This window comes from Vibrio sp. DNB22_10_4, assembly GCF_052879755.1.
In genome coordinates, this window is record NZ_JBNNXW010000005.1 from 197,851 (window position 1) to 213,879 (window position 16,029).

The 16,029-nt window shown below is 40.0% G+C and carries 17 protein-coding genes; 4 read left to right on the forward strand and 13 right to left on the reverse strand.

The genetic code is table 11. The annotated features are described in order from the left end of the window. Nucleotides 1-153: 153 nt before the first annotated feature. The 6 genes from ACVA6Q_RS14805 to ACVA6Q_RS14830 form a co-directional block, all read right to left on the reverse strand. Nucleotides 154-738, reverse strand: coding sequence for a helicase HerA domain-containing protein (locus ACVA6Q_RS14805; RefSeq protein WP_446648023.1), 585 nt, complete (start codon nucleotides 736-738; stop codon nucleotides 154-156). Continuing rightward, nucleotides 728-1,987, reverse strand: coding sequence for an SIR2 family protein (locus ACVA6Q_RS14810; protein ID WP_446648024.1), 1,260 nt, complete (start codon nucleotides 1,985-1,987; stop codon nucleotides 728-730). The genes ACVA6Q_RS14805 and ACVA6Q_RS14810 overlap by 11 nt, the downstream gene beginning before the upstream one ends. A gap of 435 nt (nucleotides 1,988-2,422) precedes the next feature. Further along, entirely contained in the window at nucleotides 2,423-3,046 is a 624-nt protein-coding gene (locus tag ACVA6Q_RS14815; RefSeq protein ID WP_446648025.1) for a hypothetical protein, read from the reverse strand. Between the two features lie 144 nt (nucleotides 3,047-3,190). Continuing rightward, entirely contained in the window at nucleotides 3,191-3,550 is a 360-nt protein-coding gene (locus ACVA6Q_RS14820; protein WP_104211007.1) for a hypothetical protein, read from the reverse strand. Between the two features lie 329 nt (nucleotides 3,551-3,879). Further along, nucleotides 3,880-4,428 (reverse strand): recombinase family protein, encoded by a 549-nt coding sequence (locus ACVA6Q_RS14825; RefSeq protein WP_446648026.1) that lies wholly within the window; start codon nucleotides 4,426-4,428, stop codon nucleotides 3,880-3,882. 383 nt (nucleotides 4,429-4,811) lie between these two features. After that, nucleotides 4,812-5,222 carry a hypothetical protein gene (locus tag ACVA6Q_RS14830; RefSeq protein WP_446648027.1) on the reverse strand — a complete coding sequence of 137 codons (411 nt, stop codon included), beginning with the start codon at nucleotides 5,220-5,222 and terminating at the stop codon, nucleotides 4,812-4,814. A gap of 247 nt (nucleotides 5,223-5,469) precedes the next feature. Here ACVA6Q_RS14830 and ACVA6Q_RS14835 point away from each other — a divergent pair, with 247 nt between their 5' ends. Beyond that, nucleotides 5,470-6,408, forward strand: a complete 939-nt coding sequence (locus tag ACVA6Q_RS14835) for a hypothetical protein (RefSeq protein ID WP_446648028.1) — start codon at nucleotides 5,470-5,472, stop codon at nucleotides 6,406-6,408. A gap of 402 nt (nucleotides 6,409-6,810) precedes the next feature. On the opposite strand, the gene ACVA6Q_RS14840 is transcribed toward ACVA6Q_RS14835, so the two are convergent. Next, a complete protein-coding gene (locus tag ACVA6Q_RS14840; protein WP_446648029.1) occupies nucleotides 6,811-7,011 on the reverse strand; it encodes a hypothetical protein in 201 nt (66 codons plus the stop codon). A 1,353-nt stretch (nucleotides 7,012-8,364) separates the two neighbouring features. Here ACVA6Q_RS14840 and ACVA6Q_RS14845 point away from each other — a divergent pair. Both ACVA6Q_RS14845 and ACVA6Q_RS14850 read left to right on the forward strand, forming a co-directional pair. Further along, on the forward strand, nucleotides 8,365-8,589 hold the full coding sequence (locus ACVA6Q_RS14845; RefSeq protein ID WP_112478899.1) for an excisionase: 225 nt from the start codon (nucleotides 8,365-8,367) through the stop codon (nucleotides 8,587-8,589). Next, nucleotides 8,579-9,718 (forward strand): phage integrase Arm DNA-binding domain-containing protein, encoded by a 1,140-nt coding sequence (locus tag ACVA6Q_RS14850; protein ID WP_446648030.1) that lies wholly within the window; start codon nucleotides 8,579-8,581, stop codon nucleotides 9,716-9,718. The genes ACVA6Q_RS14845 and ACVA6Q_RS14850 overlap by 11 nt, the downstream gene beginning before the upstream one ends. Nucleotides 9,719-10,422: 704 nt before the next feature. On the opposite strand, the gene trpB is transcribed toward ACVA6Q_RS14850, so the two are convergent. Beyond that, complete coding sequence (gene trpB / locus ACVA6Q_RS14855; RefSeq protein WP_446648031.1) at nucleotides 10,423-11,646, reverse strand: tryptophan synthase subunit beta; 1,224 nt, start codon at nucleotides 11,644-11,646, stop codon at nucleotides 10,423-10,425. A gap of 117 nt (nucleotides 11,647-11,763) precedes the next feature. Here trpB and ACVA6Q_RS14860 point away from each other — a divergent pair, with 117 nt between their 5' ends. Then, a complete protein-coding gene (locus tag ACVA6Q_RS14860) occupies nucleotides 11,764-12,249 on the forward strand; it encodes a pyridoxamine 5'-phosphate oxidase family protein (protein ID WP_446648032.1) in 486 nt (161 codons plus the stop codon). Here the strand turns inward: ACVA6Q_RS14860 and ACVA6Q_RS14865 are convergent. From ACVA6Q_RS14865 to ACVA6Q_RS14885, 5 genes are all read right to left on the reverse strand, one after another. Beyond that, nucleotides 12,246-12,887: a flavodoxin family protein gene (locus ACVA6Q_RS14865; protein ID WP_446648033.1), complete on the reverse strand. Its 642-nt coding sequence runs from the start codon at nucleotides 12,885-12,887 to the stop codon at nucleotides 12,246-12,248. The two genes, ACVA6Q_RS14860 and ACVA6Q_RS14865, sit on opposite strands and share 4 nt — an antisense overlap. A 40-nt stretch (nucleotides 12,888-12,927) precedes the next feature. Next, nucleotides 12,928-13,647 (reverse strand): B3/B4 domain-containing protein, encoded by a 720-nt coding sequence (locus tag ACVA6Q_RS14870; protein ID WP_446648034.1) that lies wholly within the window; start codon nucleotides 13,645-13,647, stop codon nucleotides 12,928-12,930. Continuing rightward, on the reverse strand, nucleotides 13,644-13,937 hold the full coding sequence (locus tag ACVA6Q_RS14875; protein ID WP_446648035.1) for a chorismate mutase: 294 nt from the start codon (nucleotides 13,935-13,937) through the stop codon (nucleotides 13,644-13,646). The genes ACVA6Q_RS14870 and ACVA6Q_RS14875 overlap by 4 nt, the downstream gene beginning before the upstream one ends. Before the next feature lie 11 nt (nucleotides 13,938-13,948). Further along, nucleotides 13,949-15,316 (reverse strand): UbiD family decarboxylase domain-containing protein, encoded by a 1,368-nt coding sequence (locus ACVA6Q_RS14880; protein ID WP_446648036.1) that lies wholly within the window; start codon nucleotides 15,314-15,316, stop codon nucleotides 13,949-13,951. Nucleotides 15,317-15,449: 133 nt separating this feature from the next. Beyond that, nucleotides 15,450-15,797 carry a cupin domain-containing protein gene (locus ACVA6Q_RS14885; RefSeq protein ID WP_446648037.1) on the reverse strand — a complete coding sequence of 116 codons (348 nt, stop codon included), beginning with the start codon at nucleotides 15,795-15,797 and terminating at the stop codon, nucleotides 15,450-15,452. Between the last annotated feature and the right edge of the window lie 232 nt (nucleotides 15,798-16,029).

A 16,029-nucleotide genomic window follows, 5' to 3' on the forward strand; every position in this document is an offset into this window, starting at 1 on the left:
AGCAAAGATATCAGATTCAGGTAGCTTCCAATGAGGAAAAATAACGGAATTTTCGGAATTTGCCTTTTCGTGGTCACCTACATAGTAGGTTTCACAATCTAAATCAGCATATTCACCTGTAGGATCTAGTAATAGAGCTTTCCCTCCGTTCTGCTATACTTCTTGCATCAGTCTGGAAATTGAATAGCTTTTACCGCCACCAGTGGCACCTAACACTGCACAATGCCTTGCGAAAAGCTTATCTGGAGTCACTGTAATATTTACAGTTGAGTCATAAGGCAGTTCCGCTATATCAAGCTTAATTTCGTCATCATTGGAATCTCCTTCCGCTAGAGTAGATATTAGCTTCGGATGTGCTGAGTAAATTTGACTACCCAATCTTGGATGACTTTTGATTCCTCGAAATATCACGCCGGAAGCAGGGTCAATACTTGTTAGCAACTGGATAATACCGATAGGATTATTCAGTCCATTATCCATAGATATAGCATCTACAGATAGTCTCTCTGCTCCATCCAACCAAACGTGAACTAACCGTCCCAAAACTGCTGTTTGCCCACAATCAATAAACATAAACTCATTGACTTCTCCTGCTGGAATACGATCCCCTAAATGCCACTTTGCTTCTCCTGAACCAGCGTCCGAGAGGTTCGCTTTGATCTCTGAAGGGGATACATTGATTACACTGCCGACTCTTCGACTAGGATCATAAGGTGAAAACCACGTGCTAGAACTCATCATCTTCGCCTTTATTCTTGGTTATGTTCTGAGCCAATGATTCAAAAGTTTTGAAGAGCTTTTCTTCAGGAGTCTCTTTCCTACGTTCTAGCAATAAGTTACTAAACTGCTCAAAAGTGGCATCAATAATCGCAATTCTTCGATCACCCTGATTGATAGCTGAGGTCAACAAATCTCTGATCTCTCCATTAAAAGAACCCTGCTTATTAAATGGGTCTTTAGTGGCGATTAGTATATTAAATTCAGCATTGGTTCTTAGAGCCATAGTAACGGCATTGTTTATGTGTTTATCATTGAACCCAAAACCTAAGCAGAGCAATGCAGTTTTAGGTTGCTGAATGCTATTCAAAAACGATGACATCATATCTAAATACGGAGAATCATATGAAGTTTGATATTTAGAGCTACTTGGGTAGATGAAAACAGGCTCATCAATGGTTGCTTTATAGTCAACCTTTTTCACTCTACCTCGCTCACGCGTCCAATTTACGGAGCCATGCATCTTATACAGGTGAATGACGTTTGGGATATATGAGCCAGAGTTGTTGGTGATTACACTTCGGTCAACAATATCATAGCGATACCATGCTGGGTTGAAATAACTGGGAGATGAAAAGTCAAAGCCATCGATAACAACGAAGCCATTATTACCAGCAGCATGCTCGAAAGCTAAGTCGTAGTTCGTTGTGAATAATTTTAACCGTTGTTGTTTAGGGCTTCTTCTCCCCAAAGTCCTAATAAATTTATCGTGCGAAGCCCAATCGTTCGACTCAATTGAATCAGTAAAGTTTGTTTCATCTAAAATAGTTTTCTTTGATTGCTCTAAGAAAGACTTAATCTCACTCGTTCCTGTTTCATCGGGGAATAATGCGATATATTGGTCACATAAAGACAGTAACAGCTCAATGTCATTCCATGGCTTACCTGTTTTTTCATCTTTTTTGGTTTGATTTCTATCGAACCTCACTGCATCAAGCGTACTTTCAAACAGAGCTGGATCCTGTTCTTTACATTTGTTCCACAATTGCCCCATGCTTGGTGCTATATCAGTAAAAGTTAACGACGTCCCCGAGCCAGCAAGAACGATCAAATTGTCAAAATCCAACAGGCTGTTGATACTTGATAGCAATACTTGATAGTCTTCATTATCCTTTATGTCTGAGGAATCAATGTCGACCTCGACAGGGATTTTAACCCCCTCTGTTCTCTTCACAAATGTTGACAACAGTTTGACTTTTTTCATTTTCATAGCCTAATCCTGACGTTGTCACTCATTTTACCTTGTTTATTAACTCCAATTCATCCGGTTGCTTAATAGTGTGTATGCCTCAGCCTAAATGTGTGAGCTGTGTTGTATTTAACGCCAACTCTCCTAATTTGGTCGGAAGGTATGAGGATGTTCCTAGAACCTGTAGAGAAATCGCTATTATTAAGAAAAGTAAGCAGTCATGACGCTTTGATGAAGTGAGTAGTTAATCCGTCGTAACTCATAATGGGGCAAAACCTGCCAGTGACTTTACTAATTTAATCACTGATGAATTACTTTTAATATGGAGTTCCGTTGCGTTAAGGTGAACAACGCACCACCATGCCTGATCCATTGCACCGTAAACACACAACCCAACGTTGAACTGAGAATGCTAAGCGTTAGGAATCACTCTTAAATGCTTTGTATGGACAATTTCTAGAACAAGATATTTTGCATATTTATAACTCCAGCAACTACCTTATAGAAAGGTCTGTCATTTTTATCACAGAGTTCAATAAAAGCCTTATAAGTTGTACTCTTGGTAAAAAGTAATGTTACTTCATCAACGTCAAACTCAAAGTCACCTTTGACTCTCCATTCACGCTCATGCGTCCAGTCAATGATGAAGTCTGGATTTGAAAGATCAAAGTTAACAATACGCCACCATTCTGACTCTGGTAAGTATTTCTTGGCTTCAGCAGTTTTGTCGTAAATCACAGGACGACCACCACTCGTATAAATCTTTTGCTTTGAGAACATGAAACCGCAAGGATGATATCTTGTTTTGTTCGTATGACCGCTTGTCCTAAGTTTTTGCTCAAACCAAGTGTTCTGACAAACTGAACTCAAAGGTGCGTCTTGAAAACAAACTGCGGTGTGTTTGCCAACGATAAAACCTTGCTCAGTGGAGCTACCTTTTAATGTACGTTCCGTCAGTATTTTAAACATAAGTTCAGCAACAGTCGCATTGTCCGTTGCTCGTGTTAAATGAACCAGCCCAGTTGATAAATCAGAACGCTCTGAATAGCGATTTCGCCAATCTTCAAACTTGTACGACATATTTACCTTATCACATAACGTCCGCTTAAGAGGCAGACGACGGACAACCACGGAACTCAGCCATAACAGCCGTAAGCAAAATTGCCTATTTGAACTGAAAGTGCCATGCGTTGGCTGTCCCTCTTGAAGTGTTTGCTAGCATTATTAATGCATCTTTTCTGCATCATAGCGACAAGTTTGGCACTTAAAATCTTCTTCTAAATATGCTTGGTATAAAGATTCATCATCAACAATACCACCATTGATACATGATGATTCATAGTTACCATCTTCGTCCTCTACGAAACCTATTGGCCCTTCACAAACAACTTCTTCAAGCAAAGGGCGAATTACGTTTTCATAATGGTAAATTTGTTTGCCCTTAATTGACGATAACTCGCCATTATTATCTCTCAATATTTGAGCAACAATTAAGCTAATACTGCCATCCAAACCACAGTCAGCAGCTTTTTCCATAATATAATGCTCATTATCAATTAGGTGGTTGATAACCTCTAAGTTCATTTTTCTATCTCCGATTTAAATATTAGGTTTGGGAATAAGCTAACGCTTTTCAGACGGAGTTTTTCCGCCTTTGCTTTCGGTCTATCTTGCTCGTATCTATTATGCAACTCAAGCACTATTAGCTTGTTATGTGATTATGGCTTGTGTATGTGGAGGGTAGAATGCTGCTTACGCAGTACAATTAGGTTAAGTAAGTTAAAAGTAGATGAATAACATATGAATGAGCTTTTGCCCTAACTGATAAAGGGGCACAAACGTGTCACGACACTCTAGCAGTCAGACGTAAAAGCCTCACAATCGCTACCAGAGCCTGATAACCACATCAAACTCTATGCTCCTCCAGAAAGCACCTTATAAACCGTAGAACGGCTACACGCGAGTTCACGGCTAATAGCATGCTTATTCCACCCACTGTTAGCTAGCTTCCTTATGCGTTCATGTAATGCCAAATCAGGATGACGCCCAAGGTGCTTTCCTTGCTGTTTAGCTCGTTCTCTCCCTTCATTGCATCGCTGCAGTATTCTTGAGCGCTCCATCTCTGCAAATGCGCCGATTGTGGTATAGATAACGCGCCCCACGTCACTGTTTATATCTAGGTCACCCAAGTCATGACAAATGAGCCCTGCGCCCCGCGCGCTCAATTGGTCGGCGACGCCAAGCGCATCGATTGTATTTCTGGCAATCCGGTCAACCTTAGTGACATGCACAATGTCCCCTTCCCTGGCAAACTCAAGAAGCTGCTTTAACCCCTGACGCTCCACGCTCTTACCACTGGCTTTATCTTGATAGATTTTTTCACAACCGATACGAGTCAGTTGCTCAACCTGAATCCCCAAATCTTGTTCATCGCTACTAACACGAGCGTAACCAATCAACATATCCCCTCCTCGACACTGTCCAATAAGTCCCAGCAAAAATGAAGACATGTACGGCAAACATTTTGCCGACTTAACGTACATTGATTACCTTACCATTTGGCCATTTTGCGGAAGTCCAAAAAGGTACACCTTTTTGGACGGTCTACTTGATAAGTAACTGAAACAAGCATGTTGCTGAAGCGGGGCTGAATAATCCAGATTAAACAAGGGCAATCAAGCAGTCGCCCAATGAACAATCATGGTCACTACTCTATATAAAAACGAAGAGTGGATGAAAACAATCAACAAGTTAACTTCACGTATTTAAAACTGTGCACTGGCCGCTCACTGGTTAACAGCGTTTCCTTGAGTTAGCCGTAACCACCCTCAAGTAAGTCTCAAAGCTATACTTTTGAATTGGGCATAGAGCTTCCATCCCACAAATGCTCTGGATCTGGCACGAAGGTTACACCACAACTTAACCCACTATCGAAGCTAGCATGAATTGAAACGAGCCAGCCTCCGGGTATCTTTGTTCTGTAAGTGCTATGACAGCTTCCACCAAAGTTCTTTAGTGCTTGCCAGCTTAGCACCGGTTTTTCGCATTTTATTTTGGCTAGCTCCTGCTCCTCCTTAACCTTTTTCTCTCTCTTCCATAATTTTAATGCTAGCTCGCAAGTATATGCTTTAATACTTTCGCACACGATAACAAAGCCATCGCGCTGTAGCCTTCTAATTTCGTGGCCAGCATCGTCTTGTATGATATTTATAGCAACAGCTGTGCTTTCTTTCTCTAACACAATGTATTCATTCATTACTTACCCTCCATGGCCTGAACAAGATAACTTAGCCTCAGTACACACAACTAAAATCCAACTAGGCCAACAAACTATAGCTCACCATATGCAACAACAATAACCATGTGGGAAGTAAGGTTTAAATATAGCCGGACATGAGATGGTAGCGAGCTGGTATCCAGAAAATCAATCACAATATGCAACTATGCACTATAATTGCAGATAATCATTATCACTGCTTTCAGTAAAAATTGAGGAAAGAGCTATGCTTCGTTTCGCTTCTGTAGTGTGTATCGCCCTACTCACCGCTTGTACGAACACTGACTATGTTATTCAGCAGGATGATTCGCTCCCATTGCAGGTAGTGAAGTCAATCAAAGCTGGTAGATGTTTTGAAGATCGTAACGTTCCTGAGAGTGCCATTAATGATGTCAGTTCACTTGGTTACGCCGGAAGTGTTGGGCTTGGCGTGCTAACTTCTAGTGGTGGTTTACTCCTTGGGCTTAACAATGCTTTGGTCGCCGACAATAAGTGCGGTTTACAGTATGGCAGTAATGTAGCTTATCTAGATTCATCAAAATGGAGTTCTGCATCAGACAGTGAAGTTCAAGCTTACTTGCTTAACCTTAGCTTTGAGAACAATCCAATTACTCAAATACAATTAGATCGAATTGCCTCTGAGTGTAATTGCGAAGTTGAGAATGAACCAATAATACATAAGCAAGGTATAGTTTTGATGAAGGGCTATAAAGTCCACAAGAAGGATGTAATGAATGCTTTTCATTATGAAGATATGGCTTTTTCTATTGTAGGTGTCGATATTGTTGTTTCAGATGTCCAGTACCAACAATATGAAAAAGTTAAAACAAGCTTGTTTACCAATGAGTTACGGAGGGAAATTGCAAGTAGTGAAGTGATACCTGTTAAATACAGTTCGACATTTGCGCCAGGTTTCGGAAGTTCGAAACTATTGGACTACAAGCTCGCTAAAGGCCACTTCAGTATCTTTCCCACGTATGGTGCTTATGCTGATAAAGATGGGATCATCAAGCGCATTAACCTAAACGTATCAGCTATCCTCGATGCCGATCAGAAAGTCTATTTCTTTGTCAAACCGATTGATGGCGTCACACCACATCTTGCAGCATCGGATGAACAACTAAGAAAGCAGTTGACGCCCAAAGGACTAAACCATCCTCTGTGATTCAACTCCTTAATTAATGACTATCTCCAGACCTAAGCAGCTAAGTACTGCTGAGCGAAACGCTCGAAGTTCATCAACATTGTTTTTGCAGTGAGCAGGAATTGCTACTTGAAATCGATTCTTAAGCTCAGATTCGATAAATCACCGCTCATCGGCATAAATGGTCTGGTATAGTTTGCACAGTTGATAGTAGTTCTGAAGATGAACGTCAACCTCATTGACGAGAAATTGATGAAACTCCAACTCCTTCATATGACGCAGCAGAGTTTTGTCGCCATAGAAACCTGCTTCGTCTTGCGTATGTCGTCCTTTACGAATGTCACAAGATCGCCTCCTAGCTGCATACGAATAAGCCTTTGATATACTCTGCCTGTCCCTTCTTTGACCATCCTCCGTTCGCGATTAGTCCCTATATCGAAGTCTGTAGTTCATCACATCAAGGTCATGTTTGTTGCGTCGAGTCGACGTAAAGTAGACTGCAACTTGTCCAAAGTTTTTTGCTCTTACGTAACCTTTTAGGCGAATGTACGATAATCGCTCGTTTTCGTTGTGTTGCTGCTCAGTGTAAAAGGCTTCTATGCCTTCACAGATAAACTCTACCACTCTTTCCTGCTCCTACTCGATAGTTGATCTTAACTCGGCCACTGGTTCCAAACTCAGAACTGGAAAGTTGCTATTCGCTGACTTATTCATAGTTCCCTCCTGTGTTTCCTTGTTCTAGTAAAGCACTGGAGGAGCTATGGAAATCGGATTAAGCAGCCCAAATGACAACTGTTAATTCCATTTAGTGAGTTTTCTTCAGGCATGTGAGGATGCCCTGCCAGTGCAAGTTCTTTAGAGCAATTCCAGAAAAGGGAGATGTCTTGAGCCTCACGTGAACCTTATCAGCAGTGATAATCGCGCTGGCCGTACTCAAGATTAAGGCCTGCGCTTTGCACAGTTATTCATCCCCAAAAGTAAACTTAGAGCGCGCTCAAGGCCGCGTTGGCCATGTTTGCAGTATCAAGAGCGCCTCGCGACCTTGCCCAGCAAATTGGCGGTTTCATAGTTTGTTTTACACGCTTGCTAACCCTGTCCGTCGCTCAAGGCCGCTATGGCCAAGTTGTACGATTTAAGCGGCTACGATAGGCGTCAATGGAGATACTTTCTCTGCGAGAGTCGCGCTGGATATGGGATTTTTTGTCAGTGAAATTCCCCCCAGAATAAATTTTGGGTGGAAAGTGGGGAGGGTCTCCACCCAATAAGCAAAATTTCGGATTTTGTAGGCTTTCCACCCAATTACCCAAAACAGACTATTTTTGCTTTTTACTCACCCCTGCAATCCTATGATTTACTTAGATATTCTGTTTTTCTCCTGCTTTTGTGCCAACGTCAAAATACGCCTTCCACCCAATAAAGCGAAACATGATACTTTTCATGATTAAACCATTAACGTAATGCGTTGTTTTCATTGTACTCTTTGTTTTTCTGCCGAATTTTCCCTTGGTTAAAAGAGGGCTCTCCACCCAATAAAGGAATTTCACTTGTAATTAGCAACAATCAATTTTCGTAAGATGTTGTTTTAAAGTAGTTTTTCTAAATACTCACAAATTTGCCCCCCACTTTCCACCCAATAAAGAGAAATCAACGCTGATCTTGTCGCTAACTGCACTTTGTGTTTTCTCGCTGTTTTCTCATTTCCTGATGTGTATCGAGTGGTGATTAAAGCCGCAGTTCAGAGCAAGAAAGTTATCTGAACAAAACGTACTTTGCTTCTTCGATATTTCTCCGATGGCCTACCCCAAAAAATTTTTGTGCACTCGTTTTTGGCTGCTTAATCCCATTGCCACCATTTCGGCCTCGCTAATCTAGAAAAAGTAGGTAAACGGACTTTTTGGGTTCAACCCAAAGGTATGATGGTCGGTTACAGCAAGGCGATTGGCTGACTCAGGCAACAACTAAGGTCAGGAGTGAACTATGCATATTACGATTCGGGAATGGGCAATCCAAGAGTTTGGCTTTGCCCCAAGTGCGAGTACGTTGGCGAGCTACGCAAAAACAAAACAGATACACCCTGCTCCGGTCAAGTTCGGCGGAAAATGGATGTGCGATGAAAAAGCGGTATTTGTCGGCCTTTGCTCAACAGACTCCATAGAAATCACCGACCCTGTCGTCGCTAGGATTTTCCGCCATGGCAGCTAGACCTAAGGCACACAATCTAAACGTCCCCAATCTCTATCAGAAATTTGATAGGCGAAATGGCAAGGCGTACTACCAATACCGAGATACTCGAACCGGTAGATTCCATGGATTAGGAACCGACAGAACAACAGCGATTAAGGTTGCAACAGAGCTTAATCGACTCATCGCTGCCCAGTTAGTCGAGCAATATCACCACATTTTCAACGCTAATCCTGCCAAGAAAAAACGAATGGGGATCAGTACTGGTGAATGGTGTGAGCGATACATGGAGATTCAAGCCGAAAGACTTGAGACTGGTGAAATCGTTGATGCTACCTTCAAAACACGGAGAAGTGGCATCAAAGTCCTAAATGACAGATGTAAGCATGTTGCTATCAGGGAGCTTGATACAAAGACTCTCGCAATCATCATTGATGAGTACAAACGGGAAGGCAAAACACGAATGGCTCAAGTTCTGAGGTCTATTTGGATTGATGTATTCAAAGAGGCTCAACATGCTGGTGAGGTTGAGGCTGGCTATAATCCTGCCTTAGCGACCAAGCCCCCAAAAACGAATGTTCGCCGTTCACGTCTAACCGTATCTCACTGGGAGCAAATCGACCGCGTATTGAAAGAATCACCTCATGTCTATTGTTATCACGCCGCCCTTCTCGCTTTGACGACAGGACTGCGTCGAGAGGACATTTGTAACCTCAAGTTCTCGGACATTGAAGACGGTCTACTCTACGTTGCCACAAGTAAATCTGGGCAGAAAACAAAACTCGCCTTCCCCCTCACCCTTCGCAATCCAATTCTCGACATGACGCTGGCAGACATCATAGGAATGTGTCGAAAGACGGATATAGTGTCGCGTTATCTCGTACACAATATAGCGCGGGTACACAGCGCCAAACCAGGTGACAAGGTCAACGTCAACACTGTGACTCGCAGGTTTGCCGAAGCTCGAGACAAAGCCAACCTTAAATGGGAGGGCACCCCTCCTACTTTTCATGAACTACGATCATTGGCCGAGCGTACCTACCACAAGGCAGGCGTCGATACCCAAAAACTACTTGGTCACAAAGACCGGCGAACGACGGATAGGTATTCGGATAACCGTGGTAGTGAGTATGTTGTGGTGGGTGAGTGAATAGTAATAGTGGAAGATAAAAACTGACCTGTTACTAAACTCTACGAATTCAGGTACAAGCAGGAAAAATTTTAGACACCTAGATGTCGGTAAAGAATAAACTCTGATAAAAAAGTTACGTTTTAGCTAATCCATAAAGTGCTAATTACAAAGTTTGATCAAGAATTAGCAACAAAATCGCTTGATGACTCAAACATTCAAGAGAATTCCTAAACACACTAATTTGATGGTACACCCCAAACCTAAGCTGCACTCAGCTAAGTCGCTGAACTTTAGGGGCATCATCTTAACTATCAAAACAATGGAATCAATAAAGATTGAAACTGTGATATACCTAATATGTCATAACACCTTGACAAGGCAATTTACACTAATGTACCTAAAAACCAATGAACCATCGTTATTTTACCATACCTGGAAGTCTACTCAGCGCTATAATTAAATCAAAAAAATACGAATACTACAAAGCTGGTGATACAGATCAGAAAGGACGAAATATTTATCGACATACATATGAATTATTAATTACATTTTACTTTCGAAGCATATTGAGGAGTTAATTCGCAAACAAAACAAGAGGATTTAGAGGGTAGAGTTTTAATCTACCCACGCATTAATTTTTAATTATAAAAGGTCTGACTACAATCTATAATATAATTACATTACTTAAGTCGGTAAAAATCACACCGACTTTTTGCATATTTCTATAGTAAAGATTCAATACCATATTGGGAACCGTAATTTTCTACTACAAAGTCTATGTCTTTATCACCTCGACCAGAGAGGTTAATTAAAATACTCCCTTCCAAGCCTTGCTTTGCCAATTTGAAAGCATAAGCTACAGCATGAGATGACTCAATAGCAGGAATGATACCCTCAGCACGAGAAAGTTCAAAGAATGCATCTATAGCTTCTTGGTCATTAACAGTACCATAACTTGCACGTCCAACATCTTTTAGATAACTATGCTGAGGTCCGACAGAAGGATAGTCTAACCCGCTAGCGACAGAGTATACTTCTTGTGGTTCGCCCTTACTATCTTTGAGCATGTATGATTTAAAACCATGCATGATCCCTGGTTCACCAAGAGTCAGGGTAGCAGCATGCTCTCCCTCTTCCTCCAATGTGCGTCCAGCGGGTTCTACACCGTGAATTGTAACTTCTTTATCTTCTAAGAATGCTGTAAATAAACCTATTGCATTTGAACCACCACCGACACATGCAATAAGGTTGTCAGGTAAGTTACCTGTCATCTCTTGGAATTGAACTTTCGCTTCAGTCCCTATAATAGATTGAAAGTCACGTACCATCATTGGAAATGGATGCGGGCCAACTACAGAACCAATAGCATACAACTGATTAATTGGATCTTTTAGATAACCTTCAAATGCTGCATCGACCGCCTCTTTTAGGGTTTTTCGACCATGAGTAGCAGGAATCACATTTGCACCTAATATTCGCATACGAACGACATTTGGATGCTCCTTAGCTATATCAACTTCTCCCATGTATATGTCACATTCGAGCCCAACGAGAGCGGCTGCTGTAGCTAAAGCAACACCGTGTTGACCGGCACCAGTTTCTGCTATTATCTTCGTCTTACCCATTTTTTTGGCTAATAACGCTTCACCTAGACAATGGTTTATTTTATGAGCACCAGTATGATTGAGATCCTCCCTTTTCAAATAAATATCAACACCATATTTATTTGAAAGGTTCTGTGCATGAAATATAGGGCTTGGTCGACCAACGAAGTGTTTATAAAGCCGTGAAAGTTCTTCAATAAAATCAGGATCTTTTCTACAAACTTGATACTCATCGTTAATGTCTTTCATAATTTTATTTAGCGCCTCGGGTATGAAGCTACCACCGTACTCCCCAAAATAGCCGTCACTGTTCGGCAAGACATGCTCAAATAAATTTTTCATATTCATCTCATCCTAAAAATAATGAATTAATTAGGCAACAAATGATGTTGCGTGGTTGAAAACTATCATAAAAATCATTAAACTAGCGATTTAAGAGAAGAAAAATCAGCCAATAAAATGAACATTGAACCTAAACTAATAGATACAATTAACAATTTTTTAAGTGATCACTCGACGCTTTCACTAGCCTCTTGTCAAGATAACTTACCATGGTCTTCAGACTTATTTTATGTTCATGACCATAAGTTAAACTTATATTTTATTTCAAATAGCAACACTCAACACGCGTTGAATATAGCTAGAAACCCAAATGTATCTGTTTCCATATCTAAACAATACGAAGAGTGGCAGAAAATAAAAGGAATCCAAATTATTGGTAAGGTTGATGTAATTTCCGGTACAGAACGAATTTTAGCAATTAAAAACTATTCAAAAAAGTTTTCATTCGTATCGAGTATAAGAAACAAACAAGTCGACCTATTAAAGCTAATATCAAATAGTCAGCTTTATCGCATATCCCCTATATATTTAAAGTATATGGACAACACGACCAAGTTCGGGTATAAAAGAGAATTCACCAATAATCAACACTTTGATAATTAGGGTTGTTTCTCTTTGATATTCAATAAAATTCTTTCATTAGGAACCTTATTATTCAGTGACGTATAATCAATTGATCTTGCCATCTCTATCAGTCTATTAATCATTTGTTCAAGAGCCACTAGTTCTTCACAACTCTTTATTGATTTAGTTGTTTCATCACCATGAACTAAAACTGGAAAACCAGAACCTGGTATGATCATTCGATTCAACAACATATTATTTAGTATCTGATCATGCGCACTGCCTAGGTTATACTTACGACCAACTATTACGCAACCACCGACTTTGTTTGCCAAAGGGCGATTAAACCTGAGATATCCTACTCCAGCTCTCTCTAAAAATATTTGCATCAGATAACAAATACCAAAAGCATGTACTGGAGCTGCATAAATTATAATATCGGCAGAAACCATAGTTTCTATTACATACTTCATATCATCATCTTTTTCACATGCATGATCGCGATAGTTACATCCATCATCAGTACCGCAACCATCACATGGAGAGAAATTAATGCTGTTTAAGTATATTACATGAGTCTCAACACTTTTTTCTTCAAAAGACATTTTTAATTGTTCAGAAACCGATCGAGTGATTCCATTAGGTCGTTCCGACCCTGAAATGATAACAGTCCTCATTATTATCCCTAATATTTACATTCTGTATTACATAAGTTAATTAAAATATTTCAAAGGAGCTATTTAATAAATCTCTTGCAGATTTTACTTCATAGACAATATCTGATTGCGGCCACATGGACTTGATTGAAATTGCCATTTCTTGTAATAGCAGCCTTAAGGAGTCATCTTCAAAACTGACAAGCGACTCTATTGTCACAACGGCATGGGTCGTTTCGTCAGTAATAACAGAGATCGCATTCTGTTTATGGGACCACTTTCTAGCGTGGGCAACATTATCTTCGTCAATAAAAGAAATTTCTTCAGAAGGCATACCTATTTCCTCACCTTGAAAGTTAGTATAGCTTTCCCCTCCTTTTGTAAACGAAACCGCCAACCTTCCTGAGATATTATGAGCATCCAATGCAGCAATAGGCAGGTGATACTTTACTGAAAAAGAGTTGCATAGAGCAACAAGTGGGTGTAAATGATTTGGCAAATCTCCGCTTTTTCGCAATCTTCTTAAAAGAGACTCCGCAGCCATCCGGTGTTTCGTCGGTTCAATTCCAACCTTGCGGTATGCACTTCGCCACAAGCTTATTGACGAAATGGAGCTTTCTGATTTGTATTTTTTTAGTTTAATTCTTGCATCTGAAATATTCCCACTTACCAAATCATAGTTATTAGAATCAATTGATAGATTATCAATACCTATACAACATACATATAGTTCGGGACACAATTCTATAATTTTGCTGTCATAACTCAAACTTTCAATCATACTAATAATCCTTTTTCAGCCAACTGGAAATTAGTCAGTTCCTTAATTATAAGGCGATATATTCTTTCAATAAAATCCTCATCAACACCTTGCTCTTGTGCAAGATTTCTGACGTGGATAATGACTTGTTCTACACGGTCAATTGCTTTTACAGCTCCAACTTCATTGGGTTTTAATTCCGATATTTTGAGAGCAAGCTCTGTTCTCTTGCTCAAAAGATGAACTAGTTCTCTATCGATAATATTAATCTCTTGTCTAATAGAGTCGATTGTTGGTAGTTTATTTTCCATCGCATGATTTCCTATAGTCTAACGTTGTATCTTTGAAAGATATTTTGCATTATTTGTGGTTTTGTCAGGTCATATAGAACTAAATCATTGGCAGGTCCAGTTCCATCGAAGTACTGTGATGTCTGTGACGGGTCCATAGGTAAGCCATTAGTTCTCTCCAAGTACATATCCTTTGAAGGTTGAAATCTAGTGTTTAAAGCCCAGAGAAAATCCTCAGGAGAGAATATATCTATGTCATCATCTACAATATATATGTTCTTACAAAGCGGATGGGTTTGATAAATACGTTTTCTTAATTTGTCAAAGGGTAATAATGATGTGAGTCTTTTAATACTTACAACCACTGACAGCTGCCCTCCGCCAGAAGTAGGTAAATGAACGTCACTTACCTTAAAATGGCTGTCAAATTCTCTTTCTAAAAGATTGTATATCGCAACTTCGGTAGGAATTGCAAGTAACTCAGACTGTTCCTTACCCGGCCCTAAAAAAGTCTGAAAAATAGGGTTATCTTGGTATAATATCCCTGTTATATTTATTACGGGAATCTGTTTTTTACTTTCTCCCATATAACCAAGAAATTCAGGCATCGAGTATTGATCTGAAGAAGATTCATCCGATAACTCGTGACTGATCTCTCCCTCTATAACAAACTCGCTATCTGAAAAGCAATACGAATCGTTAGTGGCGCCTTTTGCTAATCTTACTGGATAGCCAAGCTTGCCACCCATTAAAGATATTTTACACCCATCATTATGGATCGTTGAGTTTGCTATTGAAGTAAGCAAGTAGTAAATTGGCGGAGCTCCAATATTAATCGAAATTGGTAGCTTTTCATTCTTACTTAGTGCCTCCTGATAACACTTGAATAGCCCTCCAGAAGGACGCATTGCTAGAGTTAATCGACTATCATCTAGTATTTTCAGCCTATGTATAGAACTAGAAAATGAGTTTGTTCTGGGATTCTTTGCGCAAACTATCCCCGAAGTAAGGTAAAAGCCAGCATCATCTGGCGTTATTTTCAGCGCAGGCAAAGACAAAAGCCCTGAGGACAAACTATTAGATTGGCAAATAGGACTTTTGATTATTTCAGGCTTTATAAAAGACTCTTCATCTCTAATATTTTTGCAACATTCCCTGATGAAATTGCGGTTTAGTTCTCTGCTCCCAAACAATCCCATCAAGATTGGATACCTAGTATTATTATTGGTGTAAATGCATACACCCTCATCACCACTATATTGAGAACCAGGAACTTTCGCTTGATGATTAATATAGTGGCTTGCAACTTCATACTGAGCAGATAGTTTTTTTTCTATGCGCTCAAGTTTAATACCATACGTCTCTAGTCTACATATGGTTTCTTTTAGATTCTTAACCATTTCTATCCCGAGTACATGTCACATCGATTAATATAAGCACATGTTCACATTACTCTATTTTTGAATTTCGCTTAACTCTAAGTAGTACTTTAAAAGTGACTTAATATGTGGTCTTCTCGATGTCTTTGCGTATCTAGACCGTTAATTGAATATCATCAACAACAAATACAGTTGTTTTATCGTTGTCATCTCCTTTTGAGCGATGAGGAACACCATCTGGAATTGAGAAAAAATCTCCTGGCTCGCATTTATGCTCCTTCCCTTGGACTATAATCGTGAAGCTACCGGTTAATACATAACCTTGATGACCAATCAGGCACAAGTGTTCTTCATCAAAGCCAGCTGGAAGCTCGAGCATACGAATACGTTTACCATTCGAATTAAAAATTTTCACTCGCCCCTCCGCCCCTGGCTTAGCCCACTTTTCCCAATCCGCTTTCTGTGCCTTATATACAACTTCATCGTAGTTTTGATTGTCCATTTATATCTCCATATTTGGTAAGTGTGTTGGTTTATCCTTTCAGATTAGAATCCAAACACCATACTAGCTGACTAGTTTGGTAGCACATTCAGATTAAGATTCAAACACCGATGATGTCAATCGTATATCACGAAATGATGCAACTAAATGCACACAAACTCGATGCACTTCAAATTTAGTTCAAAATGTTTACTGTTTGAGTTCACAAACAAAATTTTGAAAGTACTATGGA